The sequence below is a fragment of the Streptomyces fodineus genome (assembly GCF_001735805.1).
Classification (GTDB): Bacteria; Actinomycetota; Actinomycetes; order Streptomycetales; family Streptomycetaceae; genus Streptomyces; species Streptomyces fodineus.
Map to the genome: position 1 here is coordinate 7,052,102 of NZ_CP017248.1, position 23,597 is coordinate 7,075,698.

At 71.3% G+C, this 23,597-nt stretch carries 23 protein-coding genes; 12 read left to right on the forward strand and 11 right to left on the reverse strand.

What is annotated here, in order from left to right:
• Positions 1-3: 3 nt before the first annotated feature.
• Complete coding sequence (locus BFF78_RS30305) at positions 4-768, forward strand: hypothetical protein (RefSeq protein ID WP_069781319.1); 765 nt, start codon at positions 4-6, stop codon at positions 766-768.
• Here BFF78_RS30305 and BFF78_RS47450 read toward each other — a convergent pair.
• The 3 genes from BFF78_RS47450 to cobT form a co-directional block, all read right to left on the reverse strand.
• Positions 708-1,472, reverse strand: a complete 765-nt coding sequence (locus BFF78_RS47450) for a hypothetical protein (protein ID WP_069781320.1) — start codon at positions 1,470-1,472, stop codon at positions 708-710. The genes BFF78_RS30305 and BFF78_RS47450 overlap by 61 nt on opposite strands.
• Before the next feature lie 10 nt (positions 1,473-1,482).
• Positions 1,483-3,276: a phosphatidylglycerol lysyltransferase domain-containing protein gene (locus BFF78_RS30315; protein ID WP_069781321.1), complete on the reverse strand. Its 1,794-nt coding sequence runs from the start codon at positions 3,274-3,276 to the stop codon at positions 1,483-1,485.
• Between the two features lie 84 nt (positions 3,277-3,360).
• Entirely contained in the window at positions 3,361-4,434 is a 1,074-nt protein-coding gene (gene cobT / locus BFF78_RS30320) for a nicotinate-nucleotide--dimethylbenzimidazole phosphoribosyltransferase (protein ID WP_069781322.1), read from the reverse strand.
• 137 nt (positions 4,435-4,571) lie between these two features.
• On the opposite strand from cobT, the gene BFF78_RS30325 reads away from it, so the two are divergent.
• Positions 4,572-5,573: a class I SAM-dependent methyltransferase gene (locus tag BFF78_RS30325; RefSeq protein ID WP_069781323.1), complete on the forward strand. Its 1,002-nt coding sequence runs from the start codon at positions 4,572-4,574 to the stop codon at positions 5,571-5,573.
• Positions 5,574-5,638: 65 nt separating this feature from the next.
• On the opposite strand, the gene BFF78_RS30330 is transcribed toward BFF78_RS30325, so the two are convergent.
• Complete coding sequence (locus BFF78_RS30330; protein WP_069781324.1) at positions 5,639-6,841, reverse strand: bifunctional adenosylcobinamide kinase/adenosylcobinamide-phosphate guanylyltransferase; 1,203 nt, start codon at positions 6,839-6,841, stop codon at positions 5,639-5,641.
• Positions 6,842-6,957: 116 nt separating this feature from the next.
• Between BFF78_RS30330 and BFF78_RS30335 the strand changes: the two genes are divergently transcribed.
• Positions 6,958-7,170: a hypothetical protein gene (locus tag BFF78_RS30335; protein WP_069781325.1), complete on the forward strand. Its 213-nt coding sequence runs from the start codon at positions 6,958-6,960 to the stop codon at positions 7,168-7,170.
• An 81-nt stretch (positions 7,171-7,251) separates the two neighbouring features.
• Here the strand turns inward: BFF78_RS30335 and BFF78_RS30340 are convergent, their stop codons facing one another.
• The 3 genes from BFF78_RS30340 to BFF78_RS30350 all read right to left on the reverse strand — a co-directional run bounded on the left by BFF78_RS30340 (position 7,252) and on the right by BFF78_RS30350 (position 10,046).
• Complete coding sequence (locus BFF78_RS30340; protein ID WP_069781326.1) at positions 7,252-8,292, reverse strand: S1C family serine protease; 1,041 nt, start codon at positions 8,290-8,292, stop codon at positions 7,252-7,254.
• A gap of 372 nt (positions 8,293-8,664) precedes the next feature.
• Entirely contained in the window at positions 8,665-9,366 is a 702-nt protein-coding gene (locus BFF78_RS30345) for a class I SAM-dependent methyltransferase (RefSeq protein WP_069783907.1), read from the reverse strand.
• 83 nt (positions 9,367-9,449) lie between these two features.
• Entirely contained in the window at positions 9,450-10,046 is a 597-nt protein-coding gene (locus BFF78_RS30350) for a DUF3043 domain-containing protein (protein ID WP_069781327.1), read from the reverse strand.
• Positions 10,047-10,312: 266 nt separating this feature from the next.
• Between BFF78_RS30350 and BFF78_RS30355 the strand changes: the two genes are divergently transcribed.
• The 4 genes from BFF78_RS30355 to BFF78_RS30370 all read left to right on the forward strand — a co-directional run bounded on the left by BFF78_RS30355 (position 10,313) and on the right by BFF78_RS30370 (position 13,463).
• Positions 10,313-11,104, forward strand: a complete 792-nt coding sequence (locus BFF78_RS30355) for a PspA/IM30 family protein (protein WP_079161543.1) — start codon at positions 10,313-10,315, stop codon at positions 11,102-11,104.
• A gap of 32 nt (positions 11,105-11,136) precedes the next feature.
• Positions 11,137-11,415: a PspA-associated protein PspAA gene (gene pspAA, locus BFF78_RS30360; RefSeq protein WP_069781329.1), complete on the forward strand. Its 279-nt coding sequence runs from the start codon at positions 11,137-11,139 to the stop codon at positions 11,413-11,415.
• A 141-nt stretch (positions 11,416-11,556) separates the two neighbouring features.
• Positions 11,557-12,789, forward strand: a complete 1,233-nt coding sequence (locus BFF78_RS30365; protein WP_069781330.1) for a sensor histidine kinase — start codon at positions 11,557-11,559, stop codon at positions 12,787-12,789.
• Positions 12,786-13,463 carry a response regulator gene (locus BFF78_RS30370; RefSeq protein WP_069781331.1) on the forward strand — a complete coding sequence of 226 codons (678 nt, stop codon included), beginning with the start codon at positions 12,786-12,788 and terminating at the stop codon, positions 13,461-13,463. The genes BFF78_RS30365 and BFF78_RS30370 overlap by 4 nt, the downstream gene beginning before the upstream one ends.
• A gap of 417 nt (positions 13,464-13,880) precedes the next feature.
• Here the strand turns inward: BFF78_RS30370 and nadA are convergent, their stop codons facing one another.
• Positions 13,881-15,065 (reverse strand): quinolinate synthase NadA, encoded by a 1,185-nt coding sequence (nadA, locus tag BFF78_RS30375; protein WP_069783908.1) that lies wholly within the window; start codon positions 15,063-15,065, stop codon positions 13,881-13,883.
• A 297-nt stretch (positions 15,066-15,362) separates the two neighbouring features.
• Between nadA and BFF78_RS30380 the strand changes: the two genes are divergently transcribed.
• A complete protein-coding gene (locus BFF78_RS30380; RefSeq protein ID WP_028422454.1) occupies positions 15,363-15,719 on the forward strand; it encodes an iron-sulfur cluster assembly accessory protein in 357 nt (118 codons plus the stop codon).
• A gap of 85 nt (positions 15,720-15,804) precedes the next feature.
• Here BFF78_RS30380 and BFF78_RS30385 read toward each other — a convergent pair whose 3' ends face one another.
• Both BFF78_RS30385 and BFF78_RS30390 read right to left on the reverse strand, forming a co-directional pair.
• Entirely contained in the window at positions 15,805-17,376 is a 1,572-nt protein-coding gene (locus BFF78_RS30385; protein ID WP_069781332.1) for a hypothetical protein, read from the reverse strand.
• Positions 17,377-17,477: 101 nt separating this feature from the next.
• Complete coding sequence (locus BFF78_RS30390; protein ID WP_069781333.1) at positions 17,478-17,699, reverse strand: hypothetical protein; 222 nt, start codon at positions 17,697-17,699, stop codon at positions 17,478-17,480.
• 130 nt (positions 17,700-17,829) lie between these two features.
• On the opposite strand from BFF78_RS30390, the gene BFF78_RS30395 reads away from it, so the two are divergent.
• On the forward strand, positions 17,830-18,804 hold the full coding sequence (locus tag BFF78_RS30395) for a carbohydrate kinase family protein (RefSeq protein ID WP_069781334.1): 975 nt from the start codon (positions 17,830-17,832) through the stop codon (positions 18,802-18,804).
• A gap of 39 nt (positions 18,805-18,843) precedes the next feature.
• Here BFF78_RS30395 and BFF78_RS30400 read toward each other — a convergent pair whose 3' ends face one another.
• Positions 18,844-20,223 (reverse strand): cysteine desulfurase/sulfurtransferase TusA family protein, encoded by a 1,380-nt coding sequence (locus BFF78_RS30400; RefSeq protein ID WP_069781335.1) that lies wholly within the window; start codon positions 20,221-20,223, stop codon positions 18,844-18,846.
• A 280-nt stretch (positions 20,224-20,503) separates the two neighbouring features.
• Here BFF78_RS30400 and ctaC point away from each other — a divergent pair, with 280 nt between their 5' ends.
• The 3 genes from ctaC to BFF78_RS30415 are packed head-to-tail and all read left to right on the forward strand — an operon-like array spanning position 20,504 to position 23,588.
• Positions 20,504-21,463: an aa3-type cytochrome oxidase subunit II gene (gene ctaC, locus BFF78_RS30405; RefSeq protein ID WP_069781336.1), complete on the forward strand. Its 960-nt coding sequence runs from the start codon at positions 20,504-20,506 to the stop codon at positions 21,461-21,463.
• Positions 21,460-23,193 (forward strand): aa3-type cytochrome oxidase subunit I, encoded by a 1,734-nt coding sequence (gene ctaD / locus BFF78_RS30410; protein ID WP_069781337.1) that lies wholly within the window; start codon positions 21,460-21,462, stop codon positions 23,191-23,193. Before ctaC ends, ctaD begins: the two co-directional genes overlap by 4 nt.
• Positions 23,190-23,588, forward strand: coding sequence for a cytochrome c oxidase subunit 4 (locus tag BFF78_RS30415; RefSeq protein ID WP_069781338.1), 399 nt, complete (start codon positions 23,190-23,192; stop codon positions 23,586-23,588). Before ctaD ends, BFF78_RS30415 begins: the two co-directional genes overlap by 4 nt.
• Positions 23,589-23,597 lie beyond the last annotated feature (9 nt).

Below are 23,597 nucleotides of genomic sequence, written 5' to 3' on the forward strand. Positions count from 1 at the left end.
CATATGGGGCACTGGTGGCTACGGAACATCGTCGAACCGGGCAAGCTCCCGCTGCTGCTCGCCCTCGCGGCCTTCGTGCTCACCTTCGTGGTCACCCGGGTCATCACGCGGCTGATCCGGGCCGGCAAGGGCCCGTTCGGCAACGTCAAGGCGGGCGGGCTGCACATCCACCACGTCGTGCCCGGGGTCGTCCTCACCGTCGTCGGCGGATTCGGCGCGGTCGCCAGCGACCGGCACGGGGCGGGCGGTGCCATCGCCGCCGTGGTGTTCGGGATGGGTGCCGGGCTGGTGCTGGACGAGTTCGCGCTGATCCTGCATCTGGACGACGTCTACTGGAGCGAGGAGGGCCGCAAGAGCGTCGAGGTCGTCGTGCTCACCGCCGCGCTCGGCGGGCTGCTGCTCGCCGGGTTCTCCCCGTTCGGCGTCAACGACCTCACCCAGCAGGAGTTGCAGAACCGCGGCAGCGCCCTCACCACCATCGCCATGAACTTCCTCTTCGCGCTCATCGCCCTGAGCAAGGGCAAGGCGCGCATCGCGGTCTTCGGGGCGATCGTGCCGCTGGTCGCGCTGGTCGGCGCCGTCCGGCTGGCCCGCCCCGACTCGCCGTGGGCCCGCCGCTTCTACGGCCGCCGCCCCCGCGCCCGCGCCAAGGCGGTCCTGCGCGCCTACCGTCACGACCGGCGGTGGGCGCGGCCGCGTCGAACCTTTCAGGATTTGATCGGGGGCAGGCCCGATCCGCGTTCGGGCCGGCTGCCGGATCGTCGCTGATGTCGCCGGACCCGCCGGCCGTAGGTCCGCAGCGGCTTCAGGCGCAGCCGGTGCCGGTGGCGATGCCGCACCGCCACGAGCAGGCACATCATCCCCACCGCCATCAGCGCGGCCAGATGTTCCTTGCCCGCCAGGTTCTCCTTGATCAGCACTTCCGCGACCATCGCCACGGTCACCGCCCCGGCCGTCAGATAGGCGCCGTACCGCCAGGCGACGAACACGGCGAGCCCCACCACGGCCGCCGACGGGCCGGTGTCCACCACCTGCGCGTACGTCCACGGCAGCCCGAACGGGGCGTGTGCGCCCAGCGAGATGCCGATGCGCGCGTACAGGGTGCCGGCGAGCGTGGCGACGTACGCGATGACCAGCGTCCGCCACCAGCCGATGCACACCTCGGAGATCCCGAACACCAGCAGGATCTGCACCAGGGCGCCCCACACCGGCAGATCCAGCGCCGGGACGAACAGCGACAGGGGAGTGCGCAGCAGGGCCAGCCACAGCGGGTCCTCGGCCCGTACGGCGCCCACGTTCTGCACGAACTGATAGCCCCACGCCCGGTTCTGCACGTACTGCAGAAGGGACGTCAGACACACCGCCGCGACCGTCATCGGCACCACCCGCAGGTGCCGCTTCAGCAGGGTCTCCCGTACGGTGACGTACAGCAGCCCCCACTCCTCACGGGCCCAGCGGGCCGGCGTGCTCATCAAGCGTTCCTCATCGGTGCGTGTCCAGGTGTCTGCGGTGCAGCCACTTCGGCAGTCCCGGCGCCTCCAGGAAGCCCTCCGCGCGGGCCGAGGCGAGGCCGATGCGCAGTAGGTCCGCGCTCTTCTCGAAGAGCAGGAACCGCGGCTCCCAGATGGGCCGGTACTTGGCGTTGGCGCGGTACAGCGACTCGATCTGCCACCAGCGGGAGAAGAAGCTGAGCAGCGACCGCCACAGCCTCAGCACCGGTCCGGCACCGAGGCGGGCGCCACGTTCGAAGACCGAACGGAACATCGCGAAGTTGAGTGACACCTGGGTGATCTCGATCTCGCCGGCCCGCCGCAGCAACTCGATGACCATGAACTCCATCAGCCCGTTGTCGGAGTGCCGGTCGCGGCGCATCAGGTCCAGGGACAGCCCGTGCGGCCCCCACGGCACGAAGGACAGCAGCGCCCGCAGCTCCCCCTCGGCGTCGGTGCACTCCAGCATCACGCACCGCCCGTCGTCGGGGTCCCCGAGCCGGCCGAGCGCCATGCTGAAGCCGCGCTCCGTCGCCCCGTCCCGCCAGTCGTCCGCACGCGCGAGGAGATACGCCATCTCCTGCGCCGGGATGTCCTCGTGCCGCCGGATCCGCACCTCGTACCCGGCCCGTTTCACCCGGTTGTACGCCTGCCGGACCGTCCGCATCGCCCGGCCCTCCAGGGTGAAGTCGGCGATCTCCACGATCGCCTCGTCGCCGAGTTCGAGCGCGTCCAGGCCGTGCCGGGCATAGATCGTCCCGGCCTCCTCGCTCGCCCCCATCACCGCCGGGATCCAGCCGTGCGCCCGCGCCTGGGCCAGCCACGGCGCGATCGCGCCCGGCCACGCCTCCGGGTCCCCGAGCGGATCCCCGGAGGCCAGGCTCACCCCGCCGACCACCCGGTAGGCGACGGCCGCCTTGCCCGTCGGCGACCACACCACGCTCTTCTCCCGGCGCAGCGCGAAGTAGCCCAGCGAGTCCCGCTCACCGTGCCGGTCCAGCAGGGTCCGCAGCTGTTTCTCGTCGTCCTCGGTGAGGGGGTCGACGGCACGCCGGGAGCGGAAGGCTGCGTAGAACACGGCGAGGACGAGCGCCGTGCTGAGCACGTTGATCGCGACGTTGGCCCAGTTCGGTGGGTCGATCCCGGGGAAGCGGGACTCGTCGGCGGCCACCGACACCAGGCGCAGGGTGCCGTAGTGCCAGCGCTCCAAGGCCGAACTGGCCGTGTCCGGCGCCTGGTTGGTGACCGTCACCAGCAGCCCGGCCAGCAGGCTCGCCAGCAGTCCGCCACCGACGGCGACCGTCGCCGCGAGCCGGGGGTTGGACCGGTCGCCCTTGGCGTAGAACTCCCGGCGGCCCACCAGCAGCGCGCCGGTGAACGCGGCCGTGAGCACCAGCGAGATCCAGTTCTGCGGGTACCGCCGGATCTCCGGGAACGCCATGGCGAACGCGAACAGCGCGAGGAAGGGCCCACTGAGCACGAGGTTGAGAATCCAGGCGGCCCGCTTTCTGCGCCGCATCGTGATCGCCAGGAACCCGGTGAACACACCCGAGGCGAAGCCGGCCGTCAGCAGGTACGGCGTGAAGAAGTCGTCATGGTTGTGCCGGCGTACGTCCTGGCCGAGCGAGACCCAGACCGCGCTGAGGAAGTTGATGAAGGTGACGGTCCGCAGATACCAGACGGCGAAGGCGGCGGCCCGTCGGGAAGTCCCGGTGGACCGCCGCCCCTCCTCACCCGGGCGCCCCGGCTCGGCTTGCTGCGGCACGGCAATTCGGGCATCTCCCATGGGTAGGGATCATATGGGCGCCGCCCGGGCCAACCGCACTTTTCCGGTCTGTGCGGGGTGCGTACGCTTTTGCGGCCGACCCGGCTACGCCTTCGTCTCCTTCGTCTCCTCCGGCTCCTTCTCCGGAAGCTCCGCGGCCAGCGCCGCCGCCGCCCGCACCACGGGCAGCGCCAGCAAGGCACCCGCGCCCTCGCCGACCCTCACCCCCTGCTCCAGCAGCGGCTCCAGGGCCATCCGGTCCAGCGCCTTCGCCTGCCCCGGCTCCCCGCTGTCGTGCCCGGCCAGCCACCAGTCCGGCGCCCGGAAGGCGACCCGCTGCGCGACCAGCGCGCACGCCGCGGCCACGACCCCGTCGAGAATCACCGGCAGCTTCCGCACCGCGCACTGCAGCAGGAACCCGGTCATCGCCGCGAGGTCCGCCCCGCCCACGGTCGCCAGCAGTTGCAGCTGGTCGCCGAGCACCGGCCGCGCCCGCCTCAGCGCGTCCCGGATCGCCGCGCACTTGCGCATCCACGCCAGGTCGTCGATCGCGAGCCCGCCCCGCCCGGTCACCACCGACGCGTCGGTCCCGCACAGCGCGGCGATCAGTACCGCCGCGGCCGTGGTGCCGCCCACGCTGATGTCACCGAGCACCACCAGGTCCGTGCCCGAGTCGGCCTCCTCGTCGGCGACGGCGATGCCCGCGCGCAGTGCCGCCTCGGCCTCGTCCAGGGTGAGCGCGTCCTCGATGTCGATACGGCCACTGCCGCGCCGCACCCGGTGCCGTACGACGTCCTCCGGGAAGGCGTCCGGCGCGCAGTCCAGGGCCATGTCGACGATCCGTACGGGTACCTCGAGCCGGCGCGCGAGCACGGACACCGGGCTCGCGCCCTCCAGTACCGCCCGCACCAGTTGCTCCGCGCTGCCCGCGGGACGGGCCGAGACGCCCAGCTCGGCCACTCCGTGGTCACCGGCGAAAAGGATCACCCGCGGCCGTTCCAGGGCCCGTACCGGTACGGCACCCTGCGCGGCGGCCAGCCACTCGCCCAGCCCGTCGAGGCGGCCCAGCGCCCCGGGCGGCACGATCTGGCGCTCCCGCCGGGCCTCGGCGTCACGGCGCACGCCCCCGTCCGGGCGCTCGATCAGATCGGTGAAGTCGTCCAGATTAAGCCTGCTCATTCGCCGAACAGTACCGCCAGAGAACGAACGCTTCGGCGTCACCGGGCCACCACACCCCCACGACATCATTGCGCCCGGGATCGGCATCCCATACGTTCCGGTTTGCAGCGGAATGTCGACCTCCCAGGGAGCCACCCATGTCGACCTCGCCCACCACGCCGGAGACCCGCTCCCGCAGGGCCTTCCCCCAGCAGTCCTGCGACCCCTTCCTCGAGCCGCGTCGCGAGAACTGCCCCTGGTGCGGCTCCGCACGGCTGCGCACCCGGGTGCGGGCGAGCGACCCGCTGCGACACCGGCCGGGCACGTTCGCCGTCGACCAGTGCCGTGACTGTGCCCACGCCTTCCAGAACCCCCGGCTCACCGCGGAAGGCTTCGCCTTCTTCCACCGGGACGTCTACGAACGGGAGTTGGAGGAGTTCACCGGCCGCGTCCTGTCCGCCGCCGCGGTCCGCCGGCGGCACCGGGCCACCGCCCGCAAGCTGTCGGCGCTGGCCGAACCGGAGAGCTGGCTGGACGTCGGCACGGGCCACGCCGGCTTTCCCGAGGCGGCGAAGGAGTTCTTCCCCTACACCAGCTTCGACGGCCTGGACCCGACGGCCCGGGTGCAGCAGGCCCAGCTGGCGGAGCGGGTCGAGGAGGCCCACCTCGGCTACCTCGCCACCCCCGGAACGGCGGCCCGGCTGTACGCCCGCTACGACGTGGTCAGCATGTTCCGCCATGTGGAGCACACACCGGACCCGCGCGCCGAACTCCGCGCGGCCCTGACGGTGCTGCGCCCCGGCGGACACCTCGTCGTGGAAGTCCCCGATCCGCGCTGCGTGTTCGCTGCGCTGCTCGGCAGATGGTGGCTGCCCTACGGCCAGCCCCGCCACCTCCACCTGCTGCCCCTGGCCAATCTGCGCGCGGAGCTGGAGACCCTGGGCTGCACGATCCTCGTCACGGACCGCCACGCCCCGCACATCCCCTACGACCTCTCGGGCGCCCTCACCCTGGCCTCGGCCCGCCGCCCCCTGCTCAGGCTCGCCACAGCGCCCCTGCAGCCCGCGGCGACGGCTCTGGACCACGTCCTGGCCCCACTGGCCCGCCGCACCCCGTTCTCCAACGCCTACAGAATCGTGGCCCGCAAGCCCGCCCGCTGACCGCGGGCGCGCGATGGGGTCGTACCGCGTGCCCGACCCCGGGCCCGCGGCGGCACCGGGGCCCCTCAGCCCCGCAGCGCCAAGGCCTGACCGGCGACAACCAGCAGCACCTGCTCGCACTCCGCCCCGAACGCCGCGTTCAGCCGCCCGAGTTCGTCCCGGTACCGACGGCCGGAGGCAGTCGCCGGCACGATCCCCGAGCCCACCTCGTTCGACACCGCCACCACCGTCCGCCGGGTACGGCGCACCGCCTCCGTCAGCTCCCGCACCCGCTCCCGCAGGGACTTCTCACCCCCGCCCGCCCACTCCGCGTCGTCCCACGCCCCCACGGAGTCCATGACGTCCGTCAGCCACAGGGACAGACAGTCGATCAGCAACGGCGGCCCGTCCTCACCCAGCAGCGGCACCAGGTCCGTCGTCTCCGCCGTACGCCACGACCCCGGCCGCCGCTCCCGGTGCGCGGCCACCCGCTCGGCCCACTCGGTGTCCCCGCCCCGCGTCCCGCCGGTCGCCACGTACAGCACCTCGGGGAAGGACTCCAGCCGCCGCTCGGCCTCCACCGACTTGCCCGAGCGGGCCCCGCCCAGCACCAGTGTCCGGCGCGGCACGTCCGGCACGTCCTCGTACGCGCCGACCGTCAGCGTCGTACCGTCCGGCACCGCCCGCGCCCCGGCCGCCGCCAGCCGTCGCCCGAGCTCCGCGCCGGGCGGCACGTCGTGGTCGAGGTGGACGGCGATCACGTCCGTCGTCGGGCCGGCCGAGCCCACCGCCCTCAGCCGCGCCAGCGCGTCCGGGCGGCCCACGACGTCCGCGAGGACCAGTTGGTACGACTCCGCCGTGGGCTCCTCCAGACCGGCCGGGGCGCCGCCCGGCGGCAGATACAGCAGGTGGTCTCCGTCCGGGCCGGTCACCGCGTACCCGGTGCCGCCCGCGTCCATCGCCACCGCCCGCACCCGATGCCCCGTCAGCAGCGCCAACTCCCGCCCGTCCGGCATCCGCCCGGGGTGCGGCAGCCCGGCCGGCACCTCCACCGCCGGGCCGTCGTGCGGATGCGACAGCAGCACCTGCCGTACCCCGCCCAGCGAATGCCCGGCCCGCGCCGCCGCGAACGCCACGCCCGGCGTCAGATCCAGCAGCAGCGCCCCGTCCACCAGCACGGCGGTCGCCGCGCGGGAGTCCGGCCCGAGCGCGGTCGCGCAGGCGGCGCAGGGGCAGTCGGGGCGGGGCAGTCCGGCCGGGGCACCGGTACCGAGCAGAGTCACTTCCACGCACCGATTCTCGCCTGTACCGGGGGGTGCCGCTCACCGGATGATCCACATCCTCTGCCGGCCGAACCCGCGGAGCGCATACTCTTCCAGCAGGTGTTGGATCGAAGGAGGCCCACATGACGGCATGGACGTGGCGGTTCGAGAAGACCGACGGGACGGAGGTCCAGCCCGCCGTGCTGCCCGAGGAGTTCACCACGCAAGGCGATGCCGAGTCCTGGATCGGCGAGCACTGGAAGGCGCTCCTGGAGGGCGGGGCCGACCAGGTGCGGCTGTTCGAGGAGAACACCGAGATCTACGGGCCGATGAGCCTGCACGCCGACGCGGCGTAGCCCCGGCCCGCGGTGCGGAGGGTCCCGCGGTGCGGTGGGCTCCACGGTGCGGAGGGGTGCGGCCCGCGGTCGTAGCCCTCCTCACTGCTCGCCCAGCGTCACCTCCACCGTCTTCTGGCTGCCGCCCCGCTGGAAGGTCACCGACGTCTTCTGGCCCGGCTTGTCCGTCGCCAGCGCCTCCGAGAGGGAGGTGATGGTGGTGATCGGCTGGTCACCCAGCTTGGTGATGATGTCGCCCGGCCCGATGCCCGCCTTGTCGGCCGCCCCGCCGGCCTTGGCGCTGACCACCGCCACCCCGGCGGGCTGGTAGCGCTCGTCCACGACGGTCCGCGCGCTGATGTTGAGCGCGGCCCGCCCCGAGTCGACGACCTTGCCCTGCTTGATGATCTGGTCGGTGATCGTCCTCACCATCGACGCCGGGATGGCGAACCCGATGCCGGGCGCCGCGTTGTTTCCGAGGTCGGGGTCGGTGGCGGCGAGCGTCGGGATGCCGATGACCTGCCCGGCGAGATTGACCAGCGCGCCGCCGCTGTTGCCGGGGTTGATGGCGGCCGAGGTCTGCACCATGTTCGCGATCGTCGCACCCGTGCCCCCGCCGGGCGCCTCGCTGACGGTCCGCCCGGTCGCCGAGACGATGCCCTCGGTCACGCTGGACGACAGCCCGAGCGGCGAGCCCATGGCCAGCACGATCTGGCCGACCTCCACCTTCTCGGAGTCGGCGAACGAGGCCGGCCGCAGCCCGGCCGGTACCTTGTCCAGCTTGAGCACGGCCAGGTCCTGCTCGGGGTAGGAGTACACCAGGCTCGCGGTGAGCGGCTCCTCGTTGTTGGCCGTGGTCACCTTGAGGGACTTCTCCGACTGGACCACGTGCGCGTTGGTGACGATGTGTCCCTTGTCGTCGTACACCACCCCGGAGCCCAGGTCCTGGCGCGCCTGGATCTGCACGACCGACGGCAGGACCTCCTTGACGACCTTCTGGTACTGACCCTGCAGGTCGCCCGCGGTCGTCGCACTGTTCTGCCGGGCCTTGGGAGTCGTGCTGGTACAGCCGGCGGCCAAGCAGCACACCAGCGCGGCCGAGGCGACGACCCTGTGGAGGGCACGACGGAGGGAAGCGTCCATACCCCGAGTCTCACCGCGCACAGATCAACCGGCCCGCGCTGTTGACCCGAACGGCTTCAGCCCCGTACGTGGCAGCGGTGCCGTGGTCCGGGGCTGGGGGTCGTGCGCCTGGCCTGTGGGCACCAGTTGCCGGGTGTGTGGTGTTGATCCGGGGGGCTTCAGCCTCGTAAGCCGCGTGGGTGCGGCGGTGCCGTGATCCGGTGGCCGGGGGCCGTGTGCGCGGCCTGCGGTGTGCTGGTCGGCGGGCGTGTGGTGTTGATCGGGAGGGTTTCAGCCTCGTAAGCCGCAGCGGTGCCGTGGTCCGGTGGTGGGGGTCGTGCGCCCGGCCTGTGGGCACCAGTTGCCGGGCGTGTGGTGTTGATCCGGGGGGCTTCAGCCCCGTACGCCGCACAGGTGCAGCAGTGCCGCGACCCGGCGGTAGGGGTCCGTGCGGCCGGCGCGCTCCTCGGCCGCGAGGAGTGTCTCCAGGTCGGCGGGGATCGCTGCGTCGTCCGGCGCCGTGTCGGTGAAGACCCGGACGCCGTACCAGGCGTGCAGCGGGGCGGCGATGCCGTCGAGCGTGGCGGTGAGCGCCGCGAGCCGGTCGGCGCGTACGTCCAGGCCGAGGCGGTTGTGGTAGCCGGTGGTGTCGAACGCGGCCAGGGCGCCCGCCCAGTCCCCGGCGAGGCCCGGGCGCATGGCGAGCGCGTCGCCGTTGCGGACGAGGAGGGAGAGGAGCCCACCGGGCGCGAGCATCCTCGCCAGGCCCGCGACCAGCGGGTCGGGCTCCTCGACGTACATCAGTACGCCGTGGCACAGCACCACGTCGAAGCTGCCCGGCAGAAAGTGCACACCGGTGTCGCGCCCGTCGCTCTGCACCAGCCGGACCCGCTCGCGGATGCCCTCCGGCTGCGCGGCCAGCGCCTCACGGGCGGCGGCGATCATCGTCGCGTCCTGCTCGACCCCGGTCACCTGATGGCCGAGCCGGGCCAGCCGCAGCGCCTGCGTGCCCTGGCCCATCCCCACGTCGAGCACCCGCAGCCGCTGCCCGACCGGGAACCGCCCGGCTATCTGCTCGTCCAGCTGCCGGGCCACCAGCTCCTGGCGTACGACATCACGCAGCTTGCCCACCTTGTTCAGCCAGGCCTCGGCCGCGCCCCCGGCGAAAGGCTCTGCGCTCAGGGCCGCTCTCCGCGCTTGACCTGCGGCTTGGGCAGCCGGAGCCGGCGCATCTGAAGCGAGCGCATCAGCGCGTAGGCGACCGCGCCGCGCGTGTTCTGGTCCGGGAAGCGCTCCTTCAGGCGCTTCTTCAGGCGGAAGCCGCTGATCGCCGCGTCCACCACGATCAGCACGATCACCACCAGCCACAGCAGCAGCGCGATCGACTGGATCGCCGGCACCCGCACCACGCTCAGCACGAGGATCACGACGGCGAGCGGCAGGAAGAACTCCGCCACATTGAACCGCGAGTCCACCCAGTTGCGGGCGAACTTGCGGACCGGGCCCTTGTCCCGGGCGGGCAGATAGCGCTCGTCACCGCTGGCCAGCGCCTGGCGCTGTCGCTGCAGGGCCTCGCGCCGCTCCTCGCGCTGGCGCTTCGCGGCCTCCTTGCGATTGGTCGGCGTATGGGCCACGCTGCGCCGCTGGGACTGGGCCTCACTGCGCTTGGGCGTGGGCCTGCCCTTCTTGGCCTGCGGGTCACGGGGCTGCTTGGAGAGGGTCACCTGCGCCTTGTCGGCGGGGGCCTTCTCTTCCTTGGCACGGCTACGGAACACAAAACCCAAGCGTAAGGGCTTCACCGGCATGGACCCCAGCCCGACGGGGAACGATCCGGCAACACCGGACGTCTGTAGGGGGACAGAGGGGACGTTCCGCCAGGGGGTCACCTACTCCTTGCGCCGGAGCGGTACGGTCCGCAGTCGTTCTTGGGGATGAGCTCATCACTCCCCGAACAGTGCGGTAATGGAGTCAGGGCCCGTACTGTGGGTCCTGTCGCAGGATCTGTGAGCTGGAGTCCGTCAGAAGGGGGCGCGCGAAGCCCATGAGCGGTGTCATGAAGCGTATGGGGATGATCTTCCGCGCGAAGGCGAACAAGGCCCTTGACCGGGCCGAGGACCCGCGCGAGACCCTCGATTACTCGTATCAGAAGCAGCTGGAGCTGCTGCAGAAGGTCCGCCGTGGCGTCGCCGACGTGGCGACCAGCCGCAAGCGCCTGGAACTTCAGCTCAACCAGTTGCAGCAGCAGTCCACCAAGCTGGAGGACCAGGGCCGCAAGGCGCTCGCGCTCGGCCGCGAGGACCTGGCCCGCGAGGCGCTGTCCCGGCGCGCCGCCCTCCAGCAGCAGGTCACCGACCTCCAGACGCAGCACGCCACCCTCCAGGGCGAGGAGGAGAAGCTCACCCTGGCGGCCCAGCGCCTGCAGGCCAAGGTGGACGCGTTCCGTACGAAGAAGGAGACCATCAAGGCCACCTACACCGCCGCCCAGGCCCAGACCCGGATCGGCGAGGCCTTCTCCGGCATCTCCGAGGAGATGGGCGACGTCGGCCTGGCCATCCAGCGCGCCGAGGACAAGACCGCCCAGCTCCAGGCGCGGGCCGGCGCCATCGACGAGCTGCTCGCCTCCGGCGCCCTGGACGACCCGACCGGCATGGCCAAGGACGACATCGCCGCCGAGCTGGACCGCATCTCGGGTGGTACGGATGTAGAGCTGGAACTGCAGCGCATGAAGGCCGAGCTGGCCGGAGGCTCCCCGCAGCAGGCCATCGAGGGCGGCACCGGCCAGGGGCAGACCCAGCAGCAGCCGCAGGACACCCCGCGCTTCGACAAGCAGTAGTCCGGCGCGGGACCCGAGCCGAGGAGGCCGACGTGATCGTACGGATCATGGGGGAGGGCCAGGTGCAGCTGGACGACTCCCACCTCGTCGAGCTGAACAAGCTGGACGACGAGCTGCTGGAAGAGATGGAGAGCGGCGACGAGGCCGGCTTCCGCCGCACGCTCGGCGCTCTCCTGGACTCCGTCCGCCGCCTCGGCACTCCGCTGCCGGACGACGCGCTGGAACCCTCGGAGCTGATCCTTCCCTCGCCGGACGCGACGCTGGACGAGGTCCGCCAGATGCTCGGCGACGAGGGGCTGATCCCGGGCTGAGCAGAGCGGTGGCCTGAGAGCTCGGGGGGTTCTGCGGCAGGGCCACTGCGGGTCCGCGGTGGGTTCCTCGCGCGGTGCCCCGCACCCTTCGGGGCGCTCACCGGTACAGGGCACCGCAAAGCCCCCGTACTGTGTTCGTCCGTGAGCACACTCGACCGCGCCCGCTGCAGCCTGAAAGCGCATCCTCTCGCGCTGGACGCGGCCATCGCCGCGGGCGTGCTGGTGTGCATGATCGCGGGATCCTTCGTGACCCCCCGCGGCAACAACGGGGTCACCTGGGGCATCCGCAGCCCCGGCCCTCTCAGCCTCCTCCTCATGCTGCTCGCCGCGGCCGCGCTCGCCTTCCGCAGCCGTGCCCCGAAGACGGTCCTCGCCGTCACCGGTGTCCTCTCCGTGATCGAGTGCGTCACCGGCGACCCCCGTACCCCGGTCGCGATGTCCGCCGTCATCGCCCTGTACACCGTCGCCGCGAGCACCGACCGCACCACCACCTGGCGCGTCGGCCTGTTCACCATGACCGTGCTGACCGCCGCCGCCATGCTGGGCGGCTCGCAGCCCTGGTACGCGCAGGAGAACATCGGCGTGCTCGCCTGGACCGGCATCGGCGCCACCGCCGGGGACGCGGTCCGCAGCCGGCGCGCGGTCGTCCAGGCCATCCGGGAGCGGGCCGAAAGAGCCGAACGCACCCGCGAGGAGGAGGCCCGCCGCCGGGTCGCCGAGGAGCGGCTGCGCATCGCCCGCGATCTGCACGACGTCGTCGCCCATCACATCGCCCTGGTGAACGTGCAGGCAGGAGTGGCCGCGCATGTCATGGACAAGCGGCCCGACCAGGCCAAGGAGGCCCTGGGGCATGTACGCGAGGCCGGCCGCTCGGCGCTGGAGGAACTGCGCGCCACGGTCGGCCTGCTGCGCCAGTCCGGCGACCCCGAGGCCCCGACCGAGCCCGCTCCGGGTCTCAGCCGGCTGGCCGACCTGGCCGACACCTTCCGCCACGCGGGGCTGCCGGTGGAGGTGGCCCGTGCCGACCAGGGCACGGAACTCCCCGCCGCCGTCGATCTCGCCGCCTACCGGATCATCCAGGAAGCGCTGACGAACGCCCAGAAGCATGCCGGAGCCGACGCCAAGGCCGAGGTCAGTGTCGTACGCGTCGGACCGAACATCGAGGTCACCGTCCTCGACGACGGCGCGGGCGCGGCCGGCGTGCCCGGGGCCGGCGGCGGGCACGGGCTGCTCGGCATGCGGGAACGGGTCACCGCGCTCGGCGGCACCCTGACCACCGGACCCCGCTACGGCGGCGGCTTCCGCGTCCATGCGATCCTGCCCCTCAAGACCCGTACCGAGACCCGTACGACGGCCCCGGGGGAGCCCGCATGACGATCCGTGTCCTGCTCGCCGACGACCAGGCACTGCTGCGCAGCGCGTTCCGGGTGCTGGTCGACTCCGAGCCGGACATGGAGGTGGTGGGGGAGGCGTCCGACGGGGCCGAAGCGGTCCGGCTGGCCAAGGAGCGCTCCACCGACGTGGTCCTCATGGACATCCGGATGCCCGGCACGGACGGGCTCGCCGCCACCCGGCTGATCAGCACCGACCCTTCCCTCGCGGAGGTCCGCGTGGTCATCCTGACCACCTTCGAGGTGGACGACTACGTCGTGCAGGCCCTCCGCGCCGGCGCCTCCGGCTTCCTCGGCAAGGGCAGCGAGCCGGAGGAACTGCTGAACGCCATCCGGGTCGCGGCGGGCGGCGAGGCCCTGCTGTCTCCCACCGCGACCAAGGGGCTGATCGCCCGTTTCCTCGCCCGGGGCGACGACGACGGCCGCGACCCGGCCCGCTCCGAGCGGCTCGGCGCGCTCACCGGCCGGGAGCGGGAGGTGCTGGTCCAGGTCGCCGGCGGCCACTCCAACGACGAGATCGCCGAACGCCTGCGGGTCAGCCCGCTGACGGTGAAGACGCACGTCAACCGGGCCATGGCCAAGCTGGGCGCCCGCGACCGGGCGCAGCTGGTGGTGATCGCGTACGAGTCGGGGCTGGTACGTCCGAGGATGGAGTGATCCCCACACTGCGGCGTTCCACGGGCCCGCACTGATCCGGTACGGCCGGGCACGGCGGCCCGGACCGCGCCTTGTCGGCGCCAACTCCCGTACCGCCGAGGGGTGTTCAGTTCCTTCTGGGGTACGCGCGCCCACCCCGCTGTCCCCGCCGCGCAACGACGCGCCGGCCGGGCTGGTGGCGGCTGCCGTGATGGCGGGCGCGGCGTTCTGGGCGCTGCTCTTCGTCGACCGGCTACGGGTGCCGTGGCCGTTCGCCGCCGCGACGGCCGCGGCCTGCGGCCTGGCCGCAGGATCCGGGTTCGTGGCGATCACCACCCGCCAGTATCCGGTGGTGGTCGCCGCGACCGGGGGCCGGCTGCCGTGGCGCCTTGCCGCGTTCCTGCGCCGGTGCCACGACAGCGGGCTGCCGAGGTCGGCCTACGGCAGCGCCAGCATCCGCTCCAGCGCCAGCTTCGCGAACGCCTCCGTCTCCTTGTCGACCTCGATCCGGTTGACCAGGTTGCCCTCGGCGAGGGACTCCAGGGCCCAGACCAGGTGGGGCAGGTCGATGCGGTTCATGGTCGAGCAGAAGCAGACCGTCTTGTCGAGGAAGACGATCTCCTTGCCCTCGGGCGCGAAACGGTTCGCCAGGCGGCGGACCAGGTTCAGCTCGGTGCCGATGGCCCACTTGGAGCCGGCCGGGGCGGCTTCCAGGGCCTTGATGATGTACTCGGTGGAGCCGACGTAGTCCGCCGCGGCCACGACCTCGTGCTTGCACTCGGGGTGGACCAGGACGTTCACGCCCGGGATGCGCGCACGGACGTCGTTGACCGAGTCGAGGTTGAAGCGGCCGTGGACCGAGCAGTGCCCGCGCCAGAGGATCATCTTCGCCGCGCGCAGCTCCTCGGCCGTCAGCCCGCCGTTCCGCTTGTGCGGGTTGTAGACCACGCAGTCGTCCAGGGACATGCCCATGTCCCGGACGGCGGTGTTGCGGCCGAGGTGCTGGTCGGGCAGGAAGAGCACCTTCTCGCCCTGCTCGAAGGCCCAGTCCAGGGCGCGCTTGGCGTTGGAGGAGGTGCAGATGGTGCCGCCGTGCTTGCCGGTGAACGCCTTGATGTCGGCCGAGGAGTTCATGTACGAGACGGGCACGACCTGCTCGGCGATCCCGGCCTCCGTCAGGACGTCCCAGCACTCCGCGACCTGCTCGGCCGTGGCCATGTCGGCCATGGAGCAGCCGGCGGCGAGGTCGGGCAGGACGACCTTCTGGTCGTCGGAGGTCAGGATGTCCGCGGACTCGGCCATGAAGTGCACACCGCAGAACACGATGTACTCGGCCTCCGGGCGCGCGGCCGCGTCCCGGGCCAGCTTGAAGGAGTCACCCGTGACGTCGGCGAACTGGATGACCTCGTCGCGCTGGTAGTGGTGACCGAGCACGAAGACCTTGTCGCCGAGCTTCTCCTTGGCCGCGCGGGCGCGCATCACCAGGTCGGGGTCGGACGGCGAGGGCAGGTCACCGGGGCACTCGACGCCCCGCTCGCTCTTCGGGTCGGCCTCCCGGCCGAGCAGCAGCAGGGCGAGCGGAGTCGGCTGCACATCGAGCTCCGTGGTCTGGGCGGTGGTCACGACACGCACCCTTTCTACTTTTCGTCTAACTGACGCTATCTATCATAACTGGTTCACGTCAGTTTGACGATGGCCATAACGTCGATGTGACGTGAATCCCCCTCGGCTCCCGCTCGGGTCCCGCTCGGCCCCGCCCGGGGTCCCTCCACAGGCCGCTGTCGGCGCCCACGGGCATGTGCGAGCATGAAGACAGAAGTGAAAACGCCCCAACGCGACTGCCCGGCCCGGAATGAATCCGCGGAAGTGCCGGTTGCACTCGTCGGCAAGCAGTCTCCGTACAACCCGGGAGAGATGTAGATGTCCGTATCGGACGAGACCACCACCGTCACCGACGGCATCATCCTGACCGACGCCGCCGCGGCCAAGGTCAAGGCCCTGCTCGACCAGGAAGGCCGCGACGACCTCGCGCTGCGGGTCGCCGTCCAGCCCGGCGGCTGCTCCGGCCTGCGCTACCAGCTCTTCTTCGACGAGCGCTCGCTCGACGGTGACGTGGAGAAGGACTTCGGCGGGGTCAAGGTCGTCACGGACCGCATGAGCGCTCCGTACCTCGGCGGCGCCACCATCGACTTCGTGGACACGATCGAGAAGCAGGGCTTCACCATCGACAACCCGAACGCGACGGGCTCCTGCGCCTGCGGCGACTCCTTCAGCTGAGCCGACGGCCACGGCCTGACGGTATGAGAAAGGCGGCCCCCGGACAGGGGGCCGCCTTTCGTCGTACGCGGACGCCGTACGACCGTCACCGCTCTGCCCGCGGAGCGCCCTGCGGGATCCGGGCACCGTCGTCACCGACCACCGCCCGCCCGCCGAGCGGAGCAGCCAGCCGTACGGTCTTCACGTACTCCTTGGCGATCAGTACGCACACCTTGTCCGGCCAGGGACGCTCGGTGACGGTCACGGTCACCCGTTCCCCGCCCTCCTTCGCCGCCACCGTGTAGTCGGCGCACACCCCGCCGTAGAAGCTCACGGCCAGGTCCCGGCCCTCGGCCGTGTAGCCGGTGACCTTCACATTCCGGGGCGCCCCGGATGCGGCAGGCGCCGAGGGCGTGGCGGCGGACGCCAGATACCTCGGATCGACCGCCGGATACGAAACCGTGGACGCGGCCTCGCCGGCAGGCCCCCGCACCTCGAACAACCAGGACGGCACCAGCGTCTGCCGCCCGGCCACGGAGTGCGCCGACAGCCCGAACACCGCCTTCTCCACGCCGGCCCGGTCGGCCCCCTGGTCCGTCCCCGCCGTCGGCACCCCCGTCGAGGCGCCGCAGGGCTGCTCCAGCCGGTCCTTCAGCGGCATCGGACTGGCACAGCCGCCGATGCCCATCCGGTGGTCGCTCTTGGGCGCCGCGTTCATCAGCTTCAGCGTCTTCGCGGCGCTCAGCACGGGATACGTGTCGCCCTTCACCGGCGACCCGAGCAGCCCGTGCCCGCCGACCAGCTCGCCCTGCCGGTCCACGGTCAGACCGGTCGTCCAGCCGTACGTCGGCAGCCCGCCGACCACCGGCTCGGCGTTGACCACCCGCTGGGCGCCCATGACCTGGCTCGCGTCGATCTTCGCGTCGTCCAGTCCGGCCGCCTTCAGCACCGAAGTGGCGGCCTCGGTCGCCTTCCGCACGCTCACCGGCGCGCCGGCCGGGCCCATCGGGTCGTGCGCACAGAGGACACCCTTCTTGCAGTCGTCGGTGCCCGGCGCGTACCGGCTGTAGGTCCAGCTGCCCGGCGCGTCCCGGTTCACCTGCAGGCTGGGCCCTGAGCCGTCCCTGCCGCCGACCCGCCAGACCGCTCCCTCGGCCACCGGCGTGCCGTCGATGCCGAGGGCCTTGGCCAGCCGCGCCACCGCGTCCTTGCCGACCTCGCCCTTGGGTGCGTACACCGGTGCCGAGCCGGGGCCGGCCGGCAGGTCGCCCTCGGCGACGTACGTCGCGCCGTACGGGTCCGGCTCGCCCGCGGCGATGCCGCCCGTGCCGCTGAAGCCGTCCAGTGCGAGCGGCGGGGGAGTGGCACCGCCACCGGCCGAGCCCGGGGCGGCGCTGCGACCGCCCGCCGCGAGATAGGCGCCACCGCCGCCGACCAGCAGCACAGCGGCGGCGACGCAGATCACGGCGAGCCGCGAGCGCCCCCGGCCCGCCTGCCCGCCCTCCGTGCCGTCGGCGCCGTCGGCGCCGTCCGCCGGTGTGCTCGCCGGCTCGGGCTTTCCGGAGTCCTCGCGGCCCGCCGGGCTCGCTGCGCTCCCGGTGTCCCCCGTGCTCCCTGCGCTCTCGGCATGCTCGGAGCCCTCGGGGTGCTCGCGGTTCTCGGGTCGCTCGGTGTTCACCGCATCGCTCCTCGCTGGTCGTATCCCGCATCCCCCGCGTGGGGGACGGCGATGGGACGCGGGAGGGGAGCGTGCGGTTCCCTGCGAAACGCGCCCCCGCGTCAGTCGCCGTAGTCCGACATCGCGTCCAGCAGCCGCGCGGACCTCGCCGGCACGGTGACCCCGTGGATCAGGGACAGCGGCACCGGCCGGGACTCGGCGCGCTCGGGAGCCGCCCAGTGCGCGGCCATCCGGGCGCAGTCGCCGCGCAGCACGGCGAGATCGCCCTCGAGATCACCCTCGAGGCCGGCGGGAGCGGTGGGGCGGAACTTGAGGTTCGTCATGCTGGCACCGTAGGCCTGCTCGAGGCCGCGAAGAAAGATCTACTATCGGGTAGTTTCGCCAGCTACAGCGGCGGCGGCCAACCGGGTAGCGTGAACTGTCAATCCAGCCTCCCGCAGGAGATTCCCCGTCGTGCGCATCGCAGTCACCGGCTCCATCGCCACTGACCACCTCATGACCTTCCCCGGCCGTTTCGCGGATCAGTTCGTCGCGGACCAGCTGCACACGGTTTCGCTCTCCTTCCTCGTCGACAACCTGGACGTCCGCCGCGGCGGCGTCGCCGCGAACATCGCCTTCGGCATGGGCCAGCTCGGCACCGCACCGATCCTGGTCGGTGCCGCCGGCGCCGACTTCGACGAGTACCGGGCCTGGCTCGACCGGCACGGTGTGGACACCGAGTCGGTCCGGATCTCCGAGACCCTGCACACCGCCCGCTTCGTGTGCACCACCGACGCCGACCACAACCAGATCGGCTCGTTCTACACCGGCGCGATGAGCGAGGCCCGCCTCATCGAGCTGAAGACCGTCGCCGACCGCGTGGGCGGCCTCGACCTGGTCCTCATCGGCGCCGACGACCCGGAGGCGATGCTCCGCCACACCGAGGAGTGCCGCTCCCGCGCGATCCCCTTCGCCGCCGACTTCTCCCAGCAGATCGCCCGGATGGACGGCGACGAGATCCGTCTGCTGCTGGACGGGGCGACGTACCTGTTCTCCAACGAGTACGAGAAGGGCCTCATCGAGACCAAGACCGGCTGGAACGACGCCGAGATCCTGGGCCGGGTCGGCCACCGCGTCACCACGCTCGGCGCGCGCGGCGTGCGCATCGAGCGGGCCGGCGAGGACCCGGTCGAGGTCGGCTGCCCCGAGGAGGAGCTCAAGGCCGACCCCACGGGTGTCGGCGACGCCTTCCGCGCGGGATTCCTGTCGGGACTGGCCTGGGGGGTTCCGCTGGAGCGCGCCGCTCAGGTGGGGTGCATGCTGGCGACGCTCGTCATCGAGACGGTGGGGACGCAGGAGTACCGGTTGCGGCGGGCGCACTTCATGGAGCGGTTCGTGAAGGCGTACGGGGACGATGCCGGGCAGGAGGTCCAGGCGCACCTGGGCTGAGCCGCGACTCCGGGGGGCTCCACCCCCCCGGACCCGCCTTCAGCTCACCCGGCGTACGACATACGCCGTCCCCTGCTCCGCCGGCTCCTCCCCGACGTACTCCTGCCCCCGCATCTCGCACCACGCCGGGATGTCCAGGCGGGCCGCCTCGTCGTCGGAGAGGACGCGGATCGTGCCGCCCACCGGTACCTGGCCGAACACCTTGGCCAGTTCGATGACCGGGATCGGGCAGCGCTTGCCCAGGGAGTCGACGACGAGTTCCGCCGGACCCGCCGCGGTGGCCGCGGCCGTCGGTGCGCCCAGCTTCTCGCGGACCCCGGCCACGGCTCCCGGCAGCACCGCCAGGAACCGCTCCACGTCCTCCTCGGCCGTCCCCATCGGCAGGGACACCCGTACGTTCCCCTCGCTCAGCACGCCCATCGCCCTCAGCACATGGCTGGGTGTCAGGGTGCTGCTCGTGCAGGAGGAGCCGGAGGAGACCGAGAAGCCCTGCCGGTCCAGCTCGTGCAGCAGCGCCTCGCCGTCGACGTAGAGGCAGGAGAAGGTGACGATCCCGGGCAGCCGCCGCTCGGGATCGCCGACGACCTCCACGTCCGGCACCAGCCGTGGCACCCGCGCCCGGATCCGCTCCGTCAGCTCCCGCAGCCGTACCGCCTCCTGGGCCGCCTCGGCGCGCACCGCCCGCAGGGAGGCCGCCGCCGCCACGATCGCCGGGATGTTCTCGAACCCGGGTGCCCGCCCCGACTCCCGCTCGTCGACGGGCCCTTGGGCGGCGAACCGCACCCCCTTGCGTACGACGAGCAGCCCGACCCCGGACGGCCCGCCCCACTTGTGCGCGCCGGCCGTGAGCAGCGACCAGTCGCCCTCGACGGGCTCCCATCCCAGCGACTGCGCCGCGTCCACCAGCAGCGGCACCCCGGCGGCCCGGCACACCTCGGCCACCTCGGCGACCGGCTGCACGGTCCCCACCTCGTGGTTGGCCGACTGCAGACACGCCAGCGCGGTGTCCGGGCGCAGGGCGGCGCCGTAGCCCGAGGGCTGAACGGCACCCGCCCGGTTCACCGGCACCTGGGTCACCGTCCCGCCGTCCGCCTCGAACGCCTCCGCCGAATGGAGTACGGAGGAGTGTTCGACGGACGACACGATCAGGTGGCGTCCGATCCGCCGCCGCCCGGCCAACGCCCCCGCGACACCCGTGTGTACGGCCCGCGTGCCGGAGGAGGTGAAGACCAGTTCGTCGGCTCGGCAGCCGATCGCCTCGGCGGCCGCTTCACGTGCGGCATCGAGCAGCAGACGGGCCTTGCGTCCCTCCCGGTAGAGGCGCGTGGGATCGGCCCATCCCTCATCCAGGGAGGCCATCAAGGCCTGCCGGGCCACGGGATGCAGAGGAGCGCCGGACGCGGCGTCAAAGTAGGACACACAGCAACGTTAAAGCTTCCGGCAAGTGGTCAGGGGCGCGGGGAACCGCGCGGGAGCCACCGACCGGTCCACAGCCGCAAACGCACCGAAACCACCCGAGCTCCCGGGCGCTTTCGGGTGACCCCTAGCGCGTATGCCCCCCTCCCCGCGAACCCCCGGAGGGCGTCGGCTAGGGTTTGGTCCGCATAAACATCCAAACCCCTGCCCGACGCAGGGCGGCGACCGACCAGCGAGAAGGCCGCAGCCGACCGCTCGGGCGAGACTCTCGGGAAGGCGCTACGTGAGTCCCAACGGCTCCGACCGCTCGCCGCGGCGCCCGATGCGGCGGAAGCTGCTGCAGGCACTGACCGCGGGCCTGGTCCTGGCGACCGCAACCGGTTGCACATACAAGGACTTCCCCCGCCTTGGTATGCCCACCCCGACCACGGAAGAGGCTCCGCGGATCCTCTCGCTGTGGCAGGGCTCCTGGGCTGCCGCGCTCGCCGTCGGCGTGCTGGTGTGGGGCCTGATCCTGTGGAGCGCCATGTTCCACCGGCGCAGCCGCACCAAGGTCGAGGTACCTCCGCAGACCCGGTACAACATGCCGATCGAGGCCTTGTACACGGTGGTCCCGATCATCATCATCTCGGTGCTCTTCTACTTCACGGCCCGGGACGAGTCGAAGCTCCTCGATGTCTCCAAGAAGCCCGACGTCACCATCAACGTGGTCGGCTTCCAGTGGAGCTGGGGCTTCAACTATGTCGAGAACGTCCCCGGTGTCTCCGGCGACGCCAAGACCGACAAGAACCTGGACGCCATTCCGGACCGGTTCAAGAAGGACTTCCCGGCGAACGCCGGCGGTGTCTACGACGTCGGTACCCCGGGCACGCGGAACCCGCAGACGAACAACCCCGGTCCGACGCTCTGGCTCCCCAAGGGCAAGACGGTCCGCTTCGTCCTCACCTCGCGTGACGTCATCCACTCCTTCTGGGTGGTGCCGTTCCTGATGAAGATGGACGTCATCCCGGGCCACACCAACGCCTTCCAGGTGACTCCGAACCACGAAGGCACGTTCCTCGGCAAGTGCGCCGAGCTCTGCGGCGTCGACCACTCCCGGATGCTGTTCAACGTGAAGGTCGTCTCTCCGGCAGCGTACGAGAAGCACCTCAAGGAGCTCGAGGCGAAGGGGCAGACCGGTTACATTCCGGCCGGCATCGCGCAGACGGGCCACGAGAAGAACCAGAGGACGAACAACCTGTGAGCATCCTCAACGAACCCCAGGGTGCCGCGGCAGCAGAGGGCTCGTACGAGAACGAGCTGCCGGTCAGGCGCAAGCAGCCCGGCAATGTCGTGGTGAAGTGGCTGACGACCACCGACCACAAGACGATCGGGACGATGTACCTCGTTACGTCGTTCGCGTTCTTCCTGATCGGTGGCGTGATGGCGCTGCTCATGCGCGCCGAGCTGGCCCGGCCGGGCCTGCAGATCATGTCGAACGAGCAGTTCAACCAGGCGTTCACGATGCACGGCACGATCATGCTGCTGATGTTCGCCACCCCGCTGTTCGCCGGCTTCACGAACTGGATCATGCCGCTGCAGATCGGCGCCCCGGACGTGGCGTTCCCGCGGCTGAACATGTTCGCCTACTGGCTGTACCTGTTCGGCTCGACCATCGCGGTGGGCGGCTTCCTCACCCCGCAGGGCGCGGCCGACTTCGGCTGGTTCGCCTACTCCCCGCTGTCGGACGCGGTCCGCAGCCCGGGTGTCGGCGCCGACATGTGGATCATGGGTCTGGCCTTCTCCGGCTTCGGCACCATCCTCGGTGCGGTCAACTTCATCACCACGATCATCTGCATGCGTGCCCCGGGCATGACCATGTTCCGCATGCCGATCTTCGTGTGGAACGTGCTGCTGACCGCCGTGCTGGTCCTGCTGGCCTTCCCGGTCCTGGCGGCCGCGCTGTTCGCGCTGGAGGCGGACCGCAAGTTCGGCGCCCATGTCTTCGACGCCACCAACGGCGGAGCCCTGCTGTGGCAACACCTCTTCTGGTTCTTCGGCCATCCAGAGGTGTACATCATCGCGCTGCCGTTCTTCGGCATCATCTCCGAAGTGATCCCGGTGTTCTCCCGTAAGCCGATGTTCGGCTACATGGGTCTGATCGCCGCGACCATCTCCATCGCCGGTCTGTCCGTGACCGTGTGGGCCCACCACATGTACGTCACCGGCGGGGTGCTGCTGCCGTTCTTCTCCTTCATGACGTTCCTGATCGCCGTCCCCACCGGTGTGAAGTTCTTCAACTGGATCGGCACGATGTGGAAGGGCTCGCTGTCCTTCGAGACGCCGATGCTCTGGGCCGTCGGCTTCCTGATCACCTTCACGTTCGGTGGTCTGACCGGTGTCATCCTGGCCTCGCCGCCGATGGACTTCCACGTCTCCGACTCGTACTTCGTCGTGGCCCACTTCCACTACGTGGTCTTCGGTACGGTCGTCTTCGCCATGTTCTCCGGTTTCCACTTCTGGTGGCCGAAGATGACCGGCAAGATGCTGGACGAGCGCCTCGGCAAGATCACCTTCTGGACGCTGTTCGTCGGTTTCCACGGCACCTTCCTGGTCCAGCACTGGCTGGGCGTGGAGGGCATGCCGCGCCGTTACGCCGACTACCTGCACGCCGACGGCTTCACCGCCCTGAACACGATCTCGACGATCGCGTCCTTCGTGCTGGGCCTGTCGATCCTGCCGTTCCTCTACAACGTGTGGAAGACCGCCAAGTACGGCAAGCCGGTCGGCGTGGACGATCCGTGGGGCTACGGCCGTTCGCTCGAATGGGCGACCTCCTGCCCGCCGCCGCGGCACAACTTCCTCACCCTGCCGCGGATCCGCAGTGAATCCCCGGCGTTCGACCTGCACCACCCTGAGATCGCCGCGCTCGAGCAGCTCGCGCACAGCGGTCACGGCACCGCCATCGCGGGCAGCAAGGAGGCCGGCAAGTGAGGATCCAGGGCCGGATGTTCATCTGGCTGAGCTTCTTCATGCTGATCATGGCCATCGTGTATGGCGTGTGGTCGAAGGAGCCGGCCGGTACCACCGCACTCTTCCTGGCCTTCGGCCTGAGCGTGATGATCGGCTTCTACCTGGGCTTCACCGCCCGGCGGGTCGACGCGGGCGCCCAGGACGACAAGGAGGCCGACGTCGCGGACGACGCGGGCGAGCTGGGCTTCTTCAGCCCGCACAGCTGGCAGCCGCTCATGCTGGGCTTCGGCGGTGCGATCGCCTTCCTCAGCATCGCGGTCGGCTGGTGGCTGATCTACTTCTCCGCGCCGTTCATCCTGGTCGGCCTGTTCGGCTGGGTGTTCGAGTACTACCACGGTGAGAACCGCACCCAGTAGCACACGACA

Excerpts from the sequence above, each read along its gene's own strand:
- BFF78_RS30370 (WP_069781331.1), top strand. The coding sequence starts at position 12,786 with ATGACGATCCGTGTCCTGCTCGCCGACGACCAGGCACTGCTGCGCAGC.
- BFF78_RS30325 (WP_069781323.1), top strand. The coding sequence starts at position 4,572 with ATGTCGACCTCGCCCACCACGCCGGAGACCCGCTCCCGCAGGGCCTTC.
- BFF78_RS47450 (WP_069781320.1), bottom strand. The coding sequence starts at position 1,472 with ATGAGCACGCCGGCCCGCTGGGCCCGTGAGGAGTGGGGGCTGCTGTAC.
- BFF78_RS30340 (WP_069781326.1), bottom strand. The coding sequence starts at position 8,292 with ATGGACGCTTCCCTCCGTCGTGCCCTCCACAGGGTCGTCGCCTCGGCC.
- BFF78_RS30390 (WP_069781333.1), bottom strand. The coding sequence starts at position 17,699 with ATGACGAACCTCAAGTTCCGCCCCACCGCTCCCGCCGGCCTCGAGGGT.
- BFF78_RS30355 (WP_079161543.1), top strand. The coding sequence starts at position 10,313 with ATGAGCGGTGTCATGAAGCGTATGGGGATGATCTTCCGCGCGAAGGCG.
- cobT (WP_069781322.1), bottom strand. The coding sequence starts at position 4,434 with ATGAGCAGGCTTAATCTGGACGACTTCACCGATCTGATCGAGCGCCCG.
- BFF78_RS30380 (WP_028422454.1), top strand. The coding sequence starts at position 15,363 with ATGTCCGTATCGGACGAGACCACCACCGTCACCGACGGCATCATCCTG.
- BFF78_RS30335 (WP_069781325.1), top strand. The coding sequence starts at position 6,958 with ATGACGGCATGGACGTGGCGGTTCGAGAAGACCGACGGGACGGAGGTC.
- BFF78_RS30315 (WP_069781321.1), bottom strand. The coding sequence starts at position 3,276 with ATGGGAGATGCCCGAATTGCCGTGCCGCAGCAAGCCGAGCCGGGGCGC.
- BFF78_RS30305 (WP_069781319.1), top strand. The coding sequence starts at position 4 with ATGGGGCACTGGTGGCTACGGAACATCGTCGAACCGGGCAAGCTCCCG.